At 53.1% G+C, this 17,202-nt stretch carries 18 protein-coding genes; 7 read left to right on the top strand and 11 right to left on the bottom strand.

Annotated features, from left to right (window positions below):
- Positions 1-419 precede the first annotated feature (419 nt).
- Complete coding sequence (eno, locus tag ACK8P8_RS21390; RefSeq protein ID WP_099291634.1) at positions 420-1,703, top strand: phosphopyruvate hydratase; 1,284 nt, start codon at positions 420-422, stop codon at positions 1,701-1,703.
- Positions 1,704-1,911: 208 nt separating this feature from the next.
- Positions 1,912-2,565: an aquaporin gene (locus ACK8P8_RS21395; RefSeq protein WP_369860291.1), complete on the top strand. Its 654-nt coding sequence runs from the start codon at positions 1,912-1,914 to the stop codon at positions 2,563-2,565.
- A gap of 350 nt (positions 2,566-2,915) precedes the next feature.
- Here the strand turns inward: ACK8P8_RS21395 and ACK8P8_RS21400 are convergent, their stop codons facing one another.
- From ACK8P8_RS21400 to ACK8P8_RS21425, 6 genes are all read right to left on the bottom strand, one after another.
- Positions 2,916-3,542: a DUF6266 family protein gene (locus ACK8P8_RS21400; RefSeq protein WP_186975986.1), complete on the bottom strand. Its 627-nt coding sequence runs from the start codon at positions 3,540-3,542 to the stop codon at positions 2,916-2,918.
- Between the two features lie 101 nt (positions 3,543-3,643).
- Complete coding sequence (locus ACK8P8_RS21405) at positions 3,644-4,234, bottom strand: N-acetylmuramoyl-L-alanine amidase (protein ID WP_369860288.1); 591 nt, start codon at positions 4,232-4,234, stop codon at positions 3,644-3,646.
- A gap of 105 nt (positions 4,235-4,339) precedes the next feature.
- A complete protein-coding gene (locus ACK8P8_RS21410) occupies positions 4,340-4,717 on the bottom strand; it encodes a 3TM-type holin (protein ID WP_366482613.1) in 378 nt (125 codons plus the stop codon).
- Between the two features lie 133 nt (positions 4,718-4,850).
- Positions 4,851-5,123, bottom strand: a complete 273-nt coding sequence (locus ACK8P8_RS21415) for a helix-turn-helix domain-containing protein (protein ID WP_176555007.1) — start codon at positions 5,121-5,123, stop codon at positions 4,851-4,853.
- A 167-nt stretch (positions 5,124-5,290) separates the two neighbouring features.
- Entirely contained in the window at positions 5,291-5,779 is a 489-nt protein-coding gene (locus ACK8P8_RS21420; RefSeq protein ID WP_410026312.1) for a hypothetical protein, read from the bottom strand.
- Between the two features lie 234 nt (positions 5,780-6,013).
- Complete coding sequence (locus ACK8P8_RS21425; protein ID WP_369860286.1) at positions 6,014-6,658, bottom strand: DUF6266 family protein; 645 nt, start codon at positions 6,656-6,658, stop codon at positions 6,014-6,016.
- A 15-nt stretch (positions 6,659-6,673) separates the two neighbouring features.
- Here ACK8P8_RS21425 and ACK8P8_RS21430 point away from each other — a divergent pair, with 15 nt between their 5' ends.
- A complete protein-coding gene (locus ACK8P8_RS21430) occupies positions 6,674-6,814 on the top strand; it encodes a hypothetical protein (protein WP_186975982.1) in 141 nt (46 codons plus the stop codon).
- 269 nt (positions 6,815-7,083) lie between these two features.
- Here ACK8P8_RS21430 and ACK8P8_RS21435 read toward each other — a convergent pair whose 3' ends face one another.
- Entirely contained in the window at positions 7,084-8,406 is a 1,323-nt protein-coding gene (locus ACK8P8_RS21435) for a hypothetical protein (RefSeq protein WP_410026314.1), read from the bottom strand.
- Between the two features lie 25 nt (positions 8,407-8,431).
- Between ACK8P8_RS21435 and ACK8P8_RS21440 the strand changes: the two genes are divergently transcribed.
- Positions 8,432-8,935: a hypothetical protein gene (locus ACK8P8_RS21440; RefSeq protein WP_369860284.1), complete on the top strand. Its 504-nt coding sequence runs from the start codon at positions 8,432-8,434 to the stop codon at positions 8,933-8,935.
- 41 nt (positions 8,936-8,976) lie between these two features.
- Positions 8,977-9,198, top strand: coding sequence for a hypothetical protein (locus ACK8P8_RS21445; protein WP_369860283.1), 222 nt, complete (start codon positions 8,977-8,979; stop codon positions 9,196-9,198).
- A 228-nt stretch (positions 9,199-9,426) separates the two neighbouring features.
- Here the strand turns inward: ACK8P8_RS21445 and ACK8P8_RS21450 are convergent, their stop codons facing one another.
- Entirely contained in the window at positions 9,427-10,557 is a 1,131-nt protein-coding gene (locus ACK8P8_RS21450; RefSeq protein WP_369860282.1) for a hypothetical protein, read from the bottom strand.
- Between ACK8P8_RS21450 and ACK8P8_RS21455 the strand changes: the two genes are divergently transcribed.
- Together ACK8P8_RS21455 and ACK8P8_RS21460 are read left to right on the top strand one after the other, a co-directional pair.
- Positions 10,501-11,190, top strand: coding sequence for a hypothetical protein (locus ACK8P8_RS21455; RefSeq protein WP_369860281.1), 690 nt, complete (start codon positions 10,501-10,503; stop codon positions 11,188-11,190). The two genes, ACK8P8_RS21450 and ACK8P8_RS21455, sit on opposite strands and share 57 nt — an antisense overlap.
- A gap of 325 nt (positions 11,191-11,515) precedes the next feature.
- Entirely contained in the window at positions 11,516-11,731 is a 216-nt protein-coding gene (locus ACK8P8_RS21460; protein ID WP_186975978.1) for a hypothetical protein, read from the top strand.
- A gap of 152 nt (positions 11,732-11,883) precedes the next feature.
- Here ACK8P8_RS21460 and ACK8P8_RS21465 read toward each other — a convergent pair whose 3' ends face one another.
- From ACK8P8_RS21465 to ACK8P8_RS21475, 3 genes are read right to left on the bottom strand one after another with little or no spacing between them, the layout of a single operon-like run.
- The gene (locus tag ACK8P8_RS21465) at positions 11,884-12,153 is read right to left on the bottom strand and encodes a hypothetical protein (protein WP_369860280.1); all 270 of its coding nucleotides are present in this window, start codon (positions 12,151-12,153) and stop codon (positions 11,884-11,886) included.
- 30 nt (positions 12,154-12,183) lie between these two features.
- Complete coding sequence (locus ACK8P8_RS21470) at positions 12,184-14,607, bottom strand: hypothetical protein (protein ID WP_369860279.1); 2,424 nt, start codon at positions 14,605-14,607, stop codon at positions 12,184-12,186.
- 12 nt (positions 14,608-14,619) lie between these two features.
- Positions 14,620-17,199, bottom strand: coding sequence for a hypothetical protein (locus tag ACK8P8_RS21475; protein WP_369860278.1), 2,580 nt, complete (start codon positions 17,197-17,199; stop codon positions 14,620-14,622).
- Positions 17,200-17,202: the final 3 nt, after the last annotated feature.

Genomic DNA, 17,202 nt, shown 5'->3' on the forward strand with positions numbered 1-17,202 from the left:
GTATCCTTGATCTTCCTCCGTGACAATAAGACAAATTTAATCGGAAAAGGTTTATAATGTCCTTGAAGTTTACTTTATACCTTTCTTTTTTTACGTTAGAAGAGGTCATTAAAATAAAAATTTACCCAAAATGAAGATAGTAACCAGCTCTCCGTCTGCTTCGCATCCTCCTTCTCTATAAACAGAGGAGGAGCTGGAATACAGTCTTGAACGTGGGAAAAGAGGTATATAGAGAGGAACTGTTTATAGTGGAGGTTGTGGTAGTGGTTTTATTCAGAAGTGATGTTCTCGATAGATTCTTGACTTTATGCATTTTATAAACTTTAAAAACTTTATAAACTATTTCGGGTGACTTTTTCGTTTGTTTTACGTACCTTAGTCACAACAATTTATTTACCAACTTTTTAAAGTAAAGAAGAATGTACATTACTGAAGTTATAGGAAGAGAAGTGTTGGATTCCAGAGGGAACCCGACAGTAGAAGTAGATGTTCTTTTGGAATGTGGAGTGATGGGACGTGCTGCTGTGCCGTCCGGGGCATCCACCGGAGAACATGAAGCATTGGAATTGCGTGACGGTGATAAAAAAAGATATGGCGGTAAGGGTGTGACCAAAGCCGTGAATAATGTAAACACGGTGATTGCCGATGCGTTGTTGGGAATGGAAGTGACGGATCAAGTCGGTATTGACCGGACGTTGCTTGAACTTGACGGAACCCCGACCAAGAGTAATTTGGGCGCCAATGCTTTGTTGGGCGTATCTTTGGCTTGTGCCAAGGCTGCTGCCAATGCTTTGGAGATGCCGTTGTACCGTTATATCGGTGGGGTAAATGCTAAAGTTTTACCGGTTCCGATGATGAATATTATTAACGGGGGTTCTCATTCCGACGCTCCGATTGCTTTTCAGGAGTTTATGATTCGTCCCGTGGGGGCGGAATCTTTCCGTGAGGCTTTGCGTATGGGCGCCGAGGTTTTCCATAGTTTGAAAAAAGTACTTCACGATAGAGGATTGAGTACGGCTGTCGGCGACGAGGGTGGTTTCGCTCCCGCGTTGAAAGGGACAGAGGATGCGTTGGAATCTATTATAAAGGCTATCGAGGCTGCCGGGTACAAGGCGGGCGAGGATGTAATGATTGGTTTGGATTGCGCTTCTTCCGAGTTCTACAAGGATGGTATTTATGACTATTCCAAGTTCGAGGGGGCCACGGGTGCCAAACGTACTTCCGCGCAACAAGTGGATTATCTGGAAGAGTTGATATCCCGTTATCCGATCGATTCTATCGAGGACGGAATGAGCGAGAATGACTGGGATGGCTGGCAATTGCTGACAAAACGTATCGGTGACCGTTGCCAATTGGTAGGTGATGACCTGTTCGTGACCAACGTGCAATACTTGAAGAAAGGTATTGATATGGGGTGCGCCAATTCTATCTTGATTAAGGTAAACCAGATCGGTACTTTGACCGAAACGTTGGATGCTATCGAGATGGCTCATCGCGCAGGTTACACTTCGGTGACTTCACATCGTTCCGGGGAGACGGAGGATGCCACGATTGCCGACATCGCTGTTGCCACGAACTCCGGTCAGATCAAGACAGGTTCATTGAGCCGTTCCGATCGTATGGCAAAATACAATCAATTGCTTCGTATCGAGGAAGAATTGGGTGATAGCGCTCAATTCCACGGTCGTAAGTTTTCTAAGTAGATTACGAATTTTATAAAATAGTGAAAGTGTCCTGATGAAGGGCACTTTCACTATTTTTATCGTGTAACTTGCCATTGGAGATGGTGAAAAATAATGGCAGATGTGAATAATGGAAAGATATTTTTCTTAAACTTGTTGTTTAAATGTACAAGTGTGTTGCAATAATCGTGTGTTATTGTAATGATTATCAATCTAAATAGCAAGAATTATGAAAAAGTATTTAGCTGAAATGATCGGAACGATGGTTTTGGTGCTTATGGGATGTGGGAGTGCGGTGATTGCCGGAAGTGAGATCGGTTTCTTGGGTATTGCGTTTGCATTTGGTTTGTCCGTGTTGGCAATGGTTTACACGATTGGTAGTATTTCCGGTTGCCATATCAATCCGGCGATTACGTTGGGTGTGCTCTTGGCGGGACGAATGAGTGGCAAAGATGCCGGTATGTATATGTTGTTTCAAGTCATCGGTGCCCTTATCGGTTCGGCGATTCTTTACGTGATTTCTTCCGGAATGGGATTGGAAGGAACAGGTGCGAACATGTACGGGGAAGGTAACGCGGTGCCTGCTTTCGTGGCGGAATTTGTCTTTACCTTTATCTTTATTCTGGTTGTACTGGGGGCTACCAGTGCCAATGCACCTGCCGGGTTTGCCGGGCTGGCTATCGGTCTTGCGTTGGTGTTGATTCATATTGTTTGTATCCCCGTGACGGGAACATCCGTGAATCCGGCAAGAAGTATCGCTCCGGCGTTGTTCGAGGGTGGTAAGGCGTTGAGCCAATTGTGGCTGTTTATCGTGGCTCCTTTCTTGGGTGCTGTTTGCGCTGCCGGGGTATGGAAATATTTCGAGTGCCAGAAATGTAAATAAGATCAATATGTGATTTGATACGAAAAGTTTTTAGGGCTATAACCCTAAAAACTTTTCTTTTTTAGATACTTTTTAGGGGTATAACCCTAAATCAGTTTCTCCTGTCCCATTGTCGTTTAAGCCAAGCGACGATGATGGAACTTAGTACACCGCCCAACAGGCTGACCGTTCCCGCGATCAGACTGTCTGCTATTTGCGAGAGAAAGGTGTTGATGCTGAGGGTGAAGAACATGCCGGTAAGAAAATAATTCATACAATTGAAAATTGAAAGTTGAAAATTGAAAATGAAAAATTCCGGCCGCCCGAGAGCAATGCCTGTGCGGCCGGAATCTGAAATCTAAAATCGTAAATCACTGAATCAATAAGCTGTCGGAAGCGCTTCTACCGTTTTTCGTGGTGGCGAAGCAATAGACATGGACTTTTGAGGCATCCCAGTCTTCCGGGAGGGCGTAGCTGGTGCTGCCGCTTTCTCCCCGGTCACGGAGTGCGACCAGTTTGGTGCGGTTCATGGTTTCCTCGAGCAAGACGGCGTACACTTTGTCATTCGGGAGGGCAAAACCGTCTTCGCTTTCTTGTGTTTCTTGCATGAACGAATACTTCTTCGTCTCTTCGGTGTACTCTGCGCTTACTTTGGGAGGGTAGAGCATACCGTTTCCCAGCAATAAATGCTCGTAGTCGATCGTGGTGTTATACTTTTCGTCAACCACGATAGCGCCCATGTTGGCGGCGGTGAAGGCATTCGAGGGTGAGCCTTTGCCGATTCCCGCGAATCCTTTCCGGATGACGGGCAGCGCTCTCCGGACGATTGCCGTCAAGGCTTTCATTCGGGCTCGCTGTGCCAGTATTTCCGGGGTTTTGACATCTTTGCGGGCGAAGATTTTCGCCTTTGCAATGTTTTGTTTGTTCACGTAACATGTGGTTACGTTACCTACTGAGTTTCTGATTTTTCCGAGTAAATAGGAATTGAATTTTGCCATAACTTAATAATTGAAAGTTGAAAATTGAAAATGAATTTTGCACCCTTTGCATGGATCCGATACATCGGATGCAAATTTTTTAATATTGAACCTGTAACTTGTTACTCGCTCCTGCCGAGTAACAAACTCTCCAACGTGATCTCCGGGAGTGCGGGACCCGGATCGAGTTTACGGGAGGTGATGTCCGAGTGGTGCAGGATGTGGTAGATGGGGTATGCGGAGATTAGCAGGCGACATACTTGGCGCAGGGTTTCAACTTGTGCGTCGGTGTATTTGTGCCAGTACGTGAGTTTGTCGTTCGCGTAGTCCGCGTAGACCTCGGAAGGCATTACTTCCGCCCCACATTCGGCGAAAAAACGTTCGCCTTTTCTTTGCAGTTTTCCGAGGTTGTCGAGTTCAATGCCGATAGAGAAATGATTGAATTCGGCACGTCCCCGGTAGTAGCTGCGCCCGGCGTGCCATGCCTCCACGTTGAAGGGCACGAGTTGGATGAGCTCCCCGTCACGGGCGATCACGAGGTGGGCGGATGCTCCCACGTCGGGGCGGCAAAGATAAAGTGCTGATGATAGGGCGTTTCTGCCTGCCGTGTAGTGTAAGACGATGGTGTCCGGGTCTTTCAGCAATCTGGTGTTTTTCGAGCAAGTCAAGTGAACTGCATGGCAGTCTACAAGACGATGGTTTAGAATGTCCACGGTAGAAATTTAGAATTTAAAATGAATTATTCTGTGATTGTCGATTCAATGATTTTGTGATTGCAAGGGAACGTTGTTGGTGTAACCTCAATCGTAAATCATAAATTAAAACCGGCGTCGTTTCCGGGTGATGGTTTGTAAAATTTTTTCTCCGCCGCGTCCGATGACATAACCGCCAAGACCGATTTCGAGCAAGTCCCAGAAACGGGAGGTGTCAGCGAGGATAGGCAGGCTGACGAATGTGCCCGTGAGGATGATGGTCGCGAATGTCAGCATCACCAAGGGGCGCCACGAGCGTTGCAGCCAATTGCCCCGGGCTTCTTCCCGGAGTACCGAACTTTGTTCTTCTGCCAGTTTTTCGACGTGTGTCCGGAGTTTTTCAGTCAGTTCCGCTTCCAGTTGTCTTTTTTCTCTCGCGGGGAGAGTCAGGCGGTCTACTGTTTCGCCAATTGCGTTGATAAGTGTTGTTAAAGGTTTCATCATATCTTTGTTTTTTTGTCGGGACAAAGATATAGCCATGATTTTCCTTTCCCGTTACGGGCGATATGTGGATGTTGGGGGATATGGACAGTGTAGATTATCATACTAAAGGCATCGAATTCGATGCCCTTAAAATTTATTCCACTAACAGTCTTTCGATATCTTTCAACCGGTAGTAGGATTTTTTGCCTACTTTCCGGGTGGGGATGTTGTATTTTTTGACGTGTTTGTAGAGGGTGTTGGGTTGGATGTTCAGTATTTTGCACACTTCCGTCGAGTCCACCCATTCGGAGTGTAGCCGGGCGGGGATTTTCTCGATGGTGAGGATGAGTTTGGCGATTTTGGCAGTCAGGAGCGATACTGCTTTGACGAGAGCGACGATGGCTTCGATTAAATTGATGTTTTTCATGATATTTATTTTTTTGTTATTATAAAAATAGTCCGTTGCCACCAGTGAAGGTTCACGGGCGGTACGTGGATTTTGGTATTTTTCGGAAGGGGATGTGTGGGGTGAAGGACAAAAAAGTCCGCCATTCCCGGGGGAGGGCGGACATGAAAGGGGTGGAACATCGGGTGTTATTGTCGGTTGCAATCTTTTTGTTCGATATGGTCGAGGTATATTCGTTTTATTTTGTCCAGAAAGGTGGTTGGGTTCGGTCGACTTTTGACGTGACTCATGAGGGTGTCGTAGTCTTTGTTCGGGGGGAGGTTCCACGCGCGGCAGAAGTAGTGGATGAAGTCTTTCTTTCGCCATTCTTCACGCGTGCATCCGGCGATGCCCGTGTCGAAGAGGAATGATAGCATCTCGGCAGCTTCCGATTCGGTGACGTTTAGGCATAGCGGCGAGGGAGGGACGGGAGGCAGCCCGTTCGTCCACCCGTGTAAACGGAGGTAGGCATCCTGTACCACCCGCAGGTAGTCGTCCGTGCGGAAGCGGGTGGGAGTGTCCAGTTGTTCCGGGGGCAGGGGAACACCGTCTTTCGTCACGCGCAGGAAACGGTGGGTGTAATGCCCGTCGCGGAAGGTGATGGTGCCTTTCATGTCGAGCAGGTGTTGCTGTACCATGGAGAGTATCATTTTGTTGTTGGCGGCGGCGAGCACGGTTTGGCAGATGGTGCGGGTTACGATGGCTTCTTTCTTCAGCAATAGCTTGTAGAGTTCTCCCGGCGATGTGGTGCCGTTGAAACGGAGTTCCGCGGGGGTGTTTCCCGATAGTTCGATGTCGGCGGTCGCGAGAGTGGTGATATAGTCGGTGATGTATTCTTCTTCGTTCATGGGTGTTCGTATTTTGTTTTGATATTAATCGTTCAATTTGATGTAGGTGTCCGGGGTGTAAGCGTCGCCCTCGCGTGAAATGAAATAACAGTAGACATGCGTCGCGATGCCGGGAGTGTTTTCCGTGGTGAAGGTGGCTCGCTCGTCGTCGCGGCATACGGGTAGCGGATTGACGAACCGGATGGTGAACGACCGGTTCTCGTTCAGGTATGCCACCGCGAGGCGGTCGGTGTTCCGCGGCGATTGTTTTCCGGCGTGGTTTTCCCACGTGAGGGTGACCGTGCCGTCGGTGTTGCGGGTGGCAATCATGTTGTCGGCAGTCTTGAGTCCGCTCGCCGGGCAGAGCGTGAGGCGCGAGAAGTCGCTGATTGTGCCGTCGGGCAGGAATACGCCCATGTTGGTTTTCAAGTAGAGCGAGTAGCCGGATGACGCGGCGGCTTTGTCGGCGGCGGTTCGCCACGCGTCCCGTAGCGGGGTTTCCCGCAGGCGTTGGTAGAAGCGCACGCAGGCGGTGAGCCGGTTCCGGTTGGCTTGTTGCTCCGGCGTGTTGGCGTCGCGGTATTCGGCAGGTGCCGTGCGGATGCGGTACTGTTGTTTCACTTTGTAAATGATAAAATTTCCGATTTTTCCCCGTAGGGTTTCCAGTAAACTCGATTCGAATGTTGCCATAGTTCGTGATTTTAAATGAATATTAATCCGTCAGTTAGCGTGGAAATAGGCGGGAGAAAGACCGGAACGCGAGGGGCAACCCCGCTGTATCCCCGGTGTCCGTCCGTGTTCCCCGCGTTGGCGGGTGGTCGTGTCACGTTTGCAACAAGGCGGTGAATCGAAGTTAATCGCTTATCACCCCTTTTTCTCTCCTTTATTTCCCCGGCTTCTGTCCGGTGGTTTTGTCGGGATAAAGGTACGTCGTGCCCCGCGGGGCGCCGTTGCGGGTGATACGTGGATATTGTTTACCTTCGGTAAGTTGCAGGTTGCATTTGCCTTCGGCAAGTTACAGGTTACAAGTTGGAGAGGAAACTGTCCCCACCCCGGGGTAAATACCCGGAATTTCGGGACAGTTTCGTTTTCCGCTTGTAATTTGTCGCGGGTGGTTAATTCACCGTTGACGTGTTTCTTCCCAATTGGATAAGGCGATAGGTTTTTTCTATCGGTTTACCGTTGTACGTGGTGACGGTGAATTCCGTTTCGCGCGGACCGGCCTTGCTAGACGGGTAAACCGGGAAGGGTATTTTATACTCGTGTCCCCAAGAGCTTTCCAATAAATATAAACTTCCGGAGAGTGGTTTTGACCACCAGTCGCAATTTTCTCCGAATTGCACGATAATGGGTTTGATGGGCTCCGGTGTGCCGCTTGCGCTAGCTGCAATACCGCGGATATTGAAGATAATATCGTCGGCAGTCAGACCGCTACCCGCGATAATGATGGTGCTTAGGGTTTCGTCGAACTTTATCTTTCCTTGGTTCACGAGGTCGTTGTTCAGCACTATCTCGTGAGTGGGGCTGAGGATTGTTTTGTCAACGGTTCCGCTTTGGATAATGGTGACTTCTCTGGTTTTGAGTCCACTTCCCGGTATCCATCTTTGCGTCACGACTACTTGGCGCTCGGGTTTCCCTATGTTGTCGGTGATACTGGTGCCGAGGAGGTCTCCTACTTTTTTATTGAAGAGCCACGTGCATCCTTCCGGGATAATGAGGTCTGATGCGCGCATTATTGCAAGGTCAATACCGAACGGGGGCAGGTGGAATACGGGCGACTCGCTCATGGTATTCATGTCCCATATGCTACCTAAGAGGGACTTGTCCATGTGTGCCGTGTTGATATATTCCTTGTACACGAGGTACTCGTTGATAACCTGTTTTTTGTTCGCGGCATCGTACGTGATGATTGACAAGTTTGCCGTGAGGGGACGTGTACTTTCATCGGCGGTTTTGTCGGTAGCTTGGAGCTGGTAGGTCATGGGGGTGGTGGCGGTGTTCACCACTTTCAGCCAGTCGCAATCGTCCGGCAGCACGATGCCGATGGGCTTGTCGTTGTCCGTTCCGGTGATGGTGGCGAAAAGCATATCCTCGGCGCAGGAGAGGTTGCCGATGTAAAGGATTTTGTTGTTGTCGCCTATGAATCCGATTCCGTTGCCCCTTTCTGCCGTGAAGCTAGCACCGGAGTTGAGTCGCGCCGCGATGTCGTCGGTATCGACGGTTTCGCCGTATGCCCAGTCGGCGATGGTGATGTATGCGGTGAGGTTACCCTCGGTGTTGATGATGTTCACCACGTAGCGGGTGTTGGGTTGCATCCCTTTGGTGGTGGCGGTCATCGGGTCACCGGCGAATTTGGCGGTGAGGGTGAGTTCGGTGGTACCGAGTTTTCCCTTGATAGCCACGGTGGGGTATTCCCCGTCGGCGTCGTTGGCGTTCATCGGCAGGGCGTAGAGGGCGGCGTTGATGACCTCGGCGTTGTACACGGCTTTCTCCGCGAAGGCAACGGTTTGGTTGGCTCCGGCTGCGGCGATGTCACCGAATAGGGTGGCGTTCTTCGCTCCCGTGAGGGTGACGCCGGTGACGGTGAAGCCCGTGGCTGCCGGGTTGCTGATGTCGATACGTGCCACGCGGCGGGTGAGTTCTACGCTGATGCCCTCGGCGAGCTTGGCGGCGTCATACTCGTTGCTGGTCTTGAGCGTTCCGTCCGTGTTGTATGTCGACCATGGTGCCGTGGATTGCATCACGAGCGGGGTGGCGAGGTTCGCGGCGGATGCGGCGAGGTCTGCCTCAAGGACGTTCCATGCCTTCACGGCGCTGAACGCGGTGGCGCCGCCACTCGTGCTCCGGTCGCTGCCTACGGTGATGTCCGTGTTTGCAACCACGGTGCGGGTTTCGCCGTCATTTGCCACGAGGATAAAGGCTCGTTTGCGGTCGGCATTTTTCACCACGCCGAACGATGCCTTGTAGCCGTCGCCGTCGGGAGTGAGCACGATGTCGTTCGTGTTGCCTTGTGCCACGTAACGGTACACGCGTTCGAGGGTGTAGTTGTCGACTCCCGTTACCGCTGCCGACGTGTTTTGGGCGTCGAGGTCGACGAAGCAATAGATGTCGAGTTTGTCAATTTTTACCTCGCCGGGAAGGGTGACGTTACTTGCCGCGCGGGCGATGCTTTTGCCGTTTACCCCGGCGATGTTCATCTGCACGGCGGTTTCGCCGTCTTTCAAGACTAAGTCTTGATTGTCTTCTTGTGACGCGATTTCGTCACTACATGCTGTCGCACTCAACGCGAGCGCTACTACAGCCAATCGAAAAAATTGTTTGATATTCATAGTTATTTGTTTTAAATTGCCTTCGGCAAGTTGCAGGTTACAGGTTTGCAAGTTGCAAGTTGTTGCTCTGCTTGTTGCCGGGAGGCGTTGTTAATTTTCAATTTTCAATTTTCAACTTTCAATTTTCAATTATTCTGTTATTTTGGTTTGTGTTTGTTTCATGTAATATGTCTTCGTTTTACCTCCCTGCATGTGGACGGTGAACGAGCCGATGCGGTCGGGGATTTTTTGGTCGATGGCGGGTGGGAGGTATGCTTGGGGAAACACGATGATTTGGTCATCACTCGTGTACGTTACGCGTACCCAGTCGTCGTTCGAGGTGACGAAGGCGGGGATGCCGTTCGTCCCGACGACGGAGAGGCAGGTATTGTTATCCTCGATGTCTAGGTTGTCGAGGTATGAGTTTAAAGCATGTTCCAGTCTTTTTTTTAGTGCCTCGTTATCGGGATTCGCGAGATATTGGAGATATATGTTATAATATTCTGAATGGTAATTCCCGTGATTTATGTAGATGGTGTCGCCCTCGAGGCGTAGTTCTTTCTCGGGGAGCAGGCGTAGTTGCAACGTGTGCCCGGTGGCGAGGAGGGCGTCGTTGGGCATGGCGTCCTGTATGACCGTCCAGCGATTGGTGACGACGGGGCTTGCCGGGTCGCCGTTCTTGCGGGTGCGGACACGGAGGTATGCCGTGCGTTCTTCCCCGTTGTTGCCGGAATTGGTGGTGTACATGAGGTAAGGGACGTTTAAGCCGTTATTATTGATGTCTATCCACGGGTAGTCCTCCTCCGGGTAGGTTTGGGGAAATGCGAATGATATATTGTTGTCCGGTAGAAATTCGAGGTTAATGTAAGGCAGGGGCGGCAGATGGATTACGCGGTTCGCGTTGTCCACGCTCGCGAGGGCGGCAAACGGTTGTATATTGATGATAAATGCTGCGGCGGCGTGAGTTGGGTTGTAGTATTCTTGGTAGACGGTGTATTCCGTGTATTTGTTGTAGCCGCCGGCATCCCGTGTGACGATGGTGATGACTGCCTCGCGGGGACGTTTTAGGTAGTTTGTTTGGGGTCTGCCTATAGCCCGCGATGCGGGGGCTATATCGTCAGGGGCGTACAGACCGAGCAGGCAGGTGTAGGTGTTGTTGGCATCGGTTTGCTTGTCGGCGATGTATATCCACGTGCAGTCGTCGGGGATGATGATGCCGACGGGGTGTGCGTCACTCGCGGCGCCCCGGATTTCGAGGAATCCGCCGCCGGAGGTGAACAAATCCGTGGTGGCGTAGGTGATGCGGTTGCCGTCGATGGTGGTAGAGTCCCCGTGGGGTATCTGCCCCGCGTAGAGGGTGGAGGTCGTGGCGAGGTGATGCTCGCTGTTGAGCGTGCCGGCGATGTCGGGGGTGTCGATGGTGCCGCCGTCGTTCCACGGGGCGACGGTGATGTCGAGGCGCAGGTTGCTGCCGTCGTTGCGCACGGCAATAGTGTAGCGGGTATTGGGGAGTATTTTAGTCGTGATGCCGAGAGTGACGGGGTTGCCCGCGTAGGTGCCGGAGAGGGTAATCTCGGCGTTGTCACTATCGCCGGATACCGGGTAGAGATATATGGCGGCGGGTATTGCGGCGGCGTTAGAAAGTGTTATTTCCGGGTAGTCTTGTTGCATATAACCGCTGAAATCATCGATGAACAGGGGTACGGACGGGTTGCCTGCGGCTTTTATGCCCGTGACGGTGAACCCGGTGGTGACGGGGTTGCTGATGTCGATGCGTGCCACGCGGCGTATCATGCGGGCGGAGATGCCTTTGGCAAGGTCTTCTTGCGTGAAGACGGGGTCGTCGATGTATTCACCCGCCCCGGTGATGACGGTGCGGGTAACCCGTGCGCTCATGAGGAGCGGGCAGGTTAGGTTCGTGTTGCCGGGGAGAGTTGCCGAGGTTTCGTTGAGGGCGGCGGCGTAGGTGGTTGCCGAAGTGCGGTCGGCACCGCTGACGGGGACGGCGGTGTTGGTGACACTACCCGCGGCGATTTGATTGGCTTTGAGCAGGAAGGTGCGCCGGCGGGTGTCGTCCTTGGGGACGCCGATGGCGGCACGGTAGCCGTCGGCGTCGGCGACGAGGGTGATGTCGTTGGCGTCGCCGCCGCTGGCGTAGGTGTACTCGCGTTCGAGGGTGTAGTCATCGAGCGTGGCGGCGTCGGTGCCGCTCGCGGTGAGGTTGACGAAGCAGAGGACGGTGAGTTGTTTGATCACATTCTCGCCAGCCGACGCGATGTTGTCGATATCGGCACGGGAGATGTCCGTGGCGGCGTTTGCCGCTGTGCTGCCCCCGGAGGAAAGTCCCGGCAGGGCGATTTCCACGAGCCGTTCGTTGGCGGCAAGGTGCGGCGTGTCGGGCTGGTCAACGGTTTCGTCAGAGCAGGCTATTAGTGCGAGCGCTAATAGCAATTGAAAATTGAAAATTGAAAGTTGAAAATGAGGGGTTCGCCAAAGGGTTCGCCTGCGGCGAGTTGCTGGTTGCAGGTTGCATTTGCCTTCGGCACGTTGCAGGTTGCGGGGGACGGCGGGTATGGTAGGGTGTTGTTTCATGGTTTGCTTATTAATTTAGTTTGATGATTTTAGATTGAATGACTTCTCGAAGCGGAAGGCTATTTCTGCTCTCCCTCTGTTTAGAGTCGCCTGCGGCGAGTTGCAGGTTGCTTCCCTCGCATTAGTGACTGTAATCCAGCTCTCCCTCTGTTTATAGAGGGAGTACGGCGAAGCCGGGAGGGAGTTTTTGTATATCGTGATAAGAACTCCTCCGGCACTCCGTGCCACCTCCTCTATAAACAGAGGAGGAGCTGAAATAGTCTTTGGCTTCGGGAATTTTCTCATTTTCAATTTTCAACTTTCAATTTTCAATTGTTATATCGTTCCCCCGCCGGCGCCTTGCGTGACGCGGATGGTTTTGCGGGCGATGTTGCCGCCGGCATCCCGGTAGAGGATATTGATGTTGGCAGAGCGTTCCGCCCCTCCTGTATTGGTGTTCATGCGGATGCGGCGGACGTATTTTCCGTCGTGTGCCGGGTAGTATTGCATCGTTTCATATAGGGGCACTTCCAGCCAGAGCCAGTCTTGTTCCGGGGGGACGGTGGCGATGAAGCCTTTCTCGTCCTTGCCGACAAGCAGCAGGGCATCGGCGTATGAGGGATTGGTTGTGCCGGAGTTGTAGTTGTCCGGGATCATGACGGCATCGTCGGTCACGGTAATGCCGCTGAGCGTGGTGCTGTTCACCGTCACTCCGGTCGTGAGGAGGGCGGGATCGAAGTTCCCGGCGGATTGGGTAATCGTGTAGTCCTCGGTGATGATTCCGGAGGTGGCATCGTCCCATACCCGTATGGTCAGCGTGACGGAGCGGGGGGAGGAACTTTGGAAGTTATCGTCGGCGTTGAGGTTTACCCTGAGATTTTCTCGTTGGGGGTGGAGCCAAGATTGGTCTTTCAGTATTCCGGCTACCGGGTCTCCGGTATAGTAAAGATATCCTTTCTGGAAGGGCGGGAGGGTAATTGTCCGGGTGTTTTGGTCGAAGGTGCATCCCGCGGGTATCGCGAAGGTTCCCCGGGCGAGTTGCGTGCTTAGCGTGAATGCATCGGGGAATATCCAATCCTGTACTACCCGGTACTCGTGATGTATGTTTTTCCCGTCGGCGTTGGTGACAAGGGTAAGGGTGGTTTCCCGGGGCGGGGTATAGGGCGGGGTGGCTTTATCGTATGTGCTTGCATCGTATGCTTCGCTTTCGCGTTCAGGATTTTCGGCAACCGCGGTGACCGTGACAGCGTAGCTTCCCTCGTTGGTGTTCTCGCTCGCTTTGTCTGTGACAAGCCATTTCACGTCGTCGGGAATGATGATGCCCACGGGACGCGTGTTGCCCGCTGCACCGCTGATGTTAATGCCCGGGAATGGGTTCTCGTATGAGGTGGCATCATACAATATGGTAATCACGTTGTCTTTTTTACTGATATAGCTGTCGTATCCCTTTCGCGGGATGGAGATGTTGGCTTCTGCGTTGAGCCTGCCGTAGAGGTCGTCGCTGTCGATGTTGCTGTTGGAGTCCGTCCAGTCGGCAAGGGTGATGTTGGCGGAGACGTTGGTACCGGAGTTGATGACGTTGATGACGTAGCGGGTGTTGGCATTTATCCATTCTGTTGTCGCGGTCAGTTCGATGTCGACGCCGTGAAAGGTGCCGTTAATGAAAATGAAGAGCGGATTGCTGCTGCTGTAGTAGCCGTAGGGAAGATACAGTGCCGCCGGGATGAAAGTGGCGTTGGCTAGAGGGTGCTTGTAGAGATACGTCCTGTCCCCCTCCGATATAGAGCCCCCGAACAGGAAGCAGTTCTTGTAGTCGACGTTGGCGGCGTGGATGCCGGTGATGGTAAATCCTGTTGCGGCGGGGTTGCTGATATCGAAGCGTGCCACTCGCCGGGAGAGGGTAACGGTCAGTCCTTTGGCAAGGTCGTTGGCGGAGAATATATCGTGCTCCTTGAAGTAGCCGCCCGTGAGTTCTTCTTTCCAGAAGGCTATGCCGCTGGCGGGAAGGGGTGGGCGTATGGCGTCTGCCTGGTCGGTGGTGGGGAGGATAAGTTTGTCGGTATTTGTTAACAGATTAGAGTGTGTGTGACTCATCTCGTTGCATCTGTCCACGGTGGCGTTTGTCCGGTCGGCGAAGCTGGGGGTACCCGTTTGGTATATCGGGACGGCAACTGCCGAGGCGGGGGCATCGCCGGCGTTCGCCTTGATGTAGAAGCGGCGATAGTACGAGTCCTTTTGCACGGGAATGGCGACGGAGTAGCCGTTGCCGTCGGCGGAGAGGAGCATATCGTTGTTGTCGCTGCCCGCCTTGTAGCGGTACACCCGCTCGAGGGTGAAATCGAATGTATATAATCGACCGTTTTCCGCTGCCGCGGGGTCGTAGGTGCCGCCCTCGGGGTTGATGCCGACGAAGCTGTATATGGTGAGTTCCTCGATGGCGTTCTCGGCAGGGGTAGCCGGTGCGTCGTCGCCTGTGCGTCCGACGGGTACGGCGGTGTTGCCCATACCGTCGAGACGAATGGACACGAGCTGCTCGCCTTCGCGGAGGTCAATGCCGTTGTCGTCGATGATTTTCTCGGAAGTGCAGGCTATTAGCGCGAGCGCGAGAAGCAATTGAAAATTGAAAATTGAAAATTGAAAATGAAACCGCTTGGTTGTTCCTCGCGTTGTGCCTCTCCCCCTGTGTAAGGGGGAGTTGGAGGGGGTAGTTCCCGTTTCTATATTAGGTCTTTTCATCTTTATGTTTTTAAATCTTTTCATTCTAAATTTCTTTTACATTTCTTCTCCGACATCCGTATCTCTTTCGGGTTCGGGGTACTGTATGACGCGGTAGGTGGTGGTTACCTGTTTGCCGTCGACGAGGGTGATGATGTCGAAGTATGCTTGGCGGTCAGCCCCCGTGGTGTTCAGCTGGAGTAGGAATTGCCGGAAGAAGCCGGGAGGTGTTTTTTCGTTTTGGGAAATCATTCCGTCCGAAGGGATATGCCGGGACGGGTAGAATGAAGTCTCGAGTGTTATCCAGTCCACGTCCGGCAGGTTGATGATTACCGGTTTGCCTCCCGGGGTAAGGATGGAGAATGGCGAGAGGTTGTCCGATAATGTTGAGATTCTTGTTGCCGAGGGGCGTATGCCGCCGCCACTGCTCATGTTCGAGTTTAACGGAGGCACGTGGATGGTGTTGTCCTTGATGTACAACTCGTCGGTTTTGTGCCCGCTTTCGAGGCGTATGGCGGCGGATGATGCCATTCGTGCCTCGTCTTCGGCGGTGACGGGTTGCTGTATGACGGTATAGCGGCGTTCTTTTATGATGGTGTCGGTAGGAGAGCCCGTGTCGTCGTTGACGACGAGAGCCCGGCGGGTGACAAGTTGTGCTTGTCGTTCTTTGCCGGTGAGGTTGTCGCCGACGGCATAGACGTAAAGCGGGGGGATGGCGTCCATTAATTCGATATCGGAGGATGAAACGTAGAGCCAGTCTTCGGTGGAGTATGCCGATAATGTTTTTCTGTTACCCTCGGTGGAGGATACATGGATATATTTTCCTGTCGGGATTACGGCGTTGGCGTCGTTGGCGGACGCAAACGCCGGCAGGTAGACGGCGGTGCTGAGCGTCATGTCCGGCTCGGTGATGTCCGTGGTCGTGCCGTTATCGAGTACCTTCACCGTGGGAAAATCGGATACCGGGGTGTCGTTATTACTTAAAATATCGAGCACGAGAGTCCATTCATCGTATTTGTACGAACCGTCGGCGGAGCGGGTGATAAAGGTGAGAGTGCTGCTTTCGGGGCGTAGCTTTTGCGTGCTGACGCTGCCTGTTCCTGCTCTCCCGGATATGCCGCTACCGCTCGCAGGGGTGTTCCCGGGCGTTAAACTCACGCTTTGGAGGATGGGAGGCGCTCCTCCTCCGCTATCGTCGCTTTGGACTTCACCAAGGGTGGTTTGCCATGCTCCGGACGGGGTGGAGGTGCTTGTCCCGATTTTAATCTTGTCTGCAAATTCGGGTGGGATGACGATGCCCACGGGGGCGGAGTTGCCGTCGGCTCCCGTGATGGTAAGGAAGGACGATGCGTCCGTACCCGAATATACCCGAATAACGCGGGCGGATTGTTCGATGTCGGCGGCGTATTTGCCCCGATTGACGATGGCTCTGTTCACGAGACCGCCACTAACGGCGGGTGCGAGCGTGTATGCCGTGTTGTACTCGCCGGGGAGCGGGGTGTCGATGTCGCTGCCCTCGTTCCACGGCGCCACCTCGATGGTGGCACTGACGTTGTTCCCGTCGTTGCGCACGCGGAGGAGGTAGCGGGTGTTGGGCTTGAGCGTTGCTTCGACGGTGATGGTTTGTAACGTGCCGTTGAGAGTGCCGGTGATGGTGATTTTGTTTTTCTCCTCGCCGGAATAAGGGTAGAGGTAGAGAGCACCCGCGATGTATTCGGCGTTGCTGATATCGGAAGACGTTCCTATTTGCATACCTCGTTTCTCTAACGTGTAGGGAGGGAAAAACATGATGTTGCTTTTGTAACTTCCGTTGATTTGGGTAATCGTGAATCCCGTGGTGGCGGGGTTGCTGATGTCAAGACGCGCGACGAGGCGGTAGAGGGTGATGGGAAGCCCCTCGGCGAGGTACTCGGCGGAGAAGGGTTCGTCCACCTCTGTATAGCTTCCGTCGTTCATGGCGAGGCGTTTGGGGACGGTGCCGGTGGCGGGGAGGTAGGTATCGATACCTGTGTTTGCGCCTGTCCATGCCGCTATGTCCGCGTACGGGGTGGCGCTTGTCCGGTCGCTGCCGACGGGGATTGCCGTGTATGTCCTTGCCGTATTGTTGTCGTTTGCCACGGCGAGGAAACGGCGGAGGCGGTCGTCCTTGGGAATGCCGATGGCGGCACGGTAGCCGTCGGCATCGGGAACGAGCGTGAAGTCGTTGCCATTACCGCCGGGGGCGTACTTGTACACGCGTTCGAGGGTATAGTCCGCCTTGGCGGTGGCATCGTTGCCGTCCTGCGCGAGGTTGACGAAGCAGTAGATGTCGAGCGTGTTGACAACGGCTTCGGTTTCAATTATTTTATTGTCTGCCCGGGAGAGAATACCCGCCTCGCTTTTGGCTGTCGCCGCTTTACCCATGCCGCCGAGAGTGAGGGTGACCGCCTGCTCGCCGGGGTTCAGGCGGACGGGCAGGGTGGGATCGGTCGTGTCGAACGGCTTCTCGTCGGTGCAAGCTACGGCTATTAGCACGAGAAGCAATTGAAAATTGAAAATTGAAAGTTGAAAATGAGGGGTTCGCCAAAGGGTTCGCCTGTGGCGAGTTGCAGGTTGCAGGTTGCCGGGAGGCGCGGGTATGGTAGGGTGTGCTTTCATGGT

Source organism: Butyricimonas muris (assembly GCF_046365375.1).
GTDB lineage: Bacteria > Bacteroidota > Bacteroidia > Bacteroidales > Marinifilaceae > Butyricimonas > Butyricimonas muris.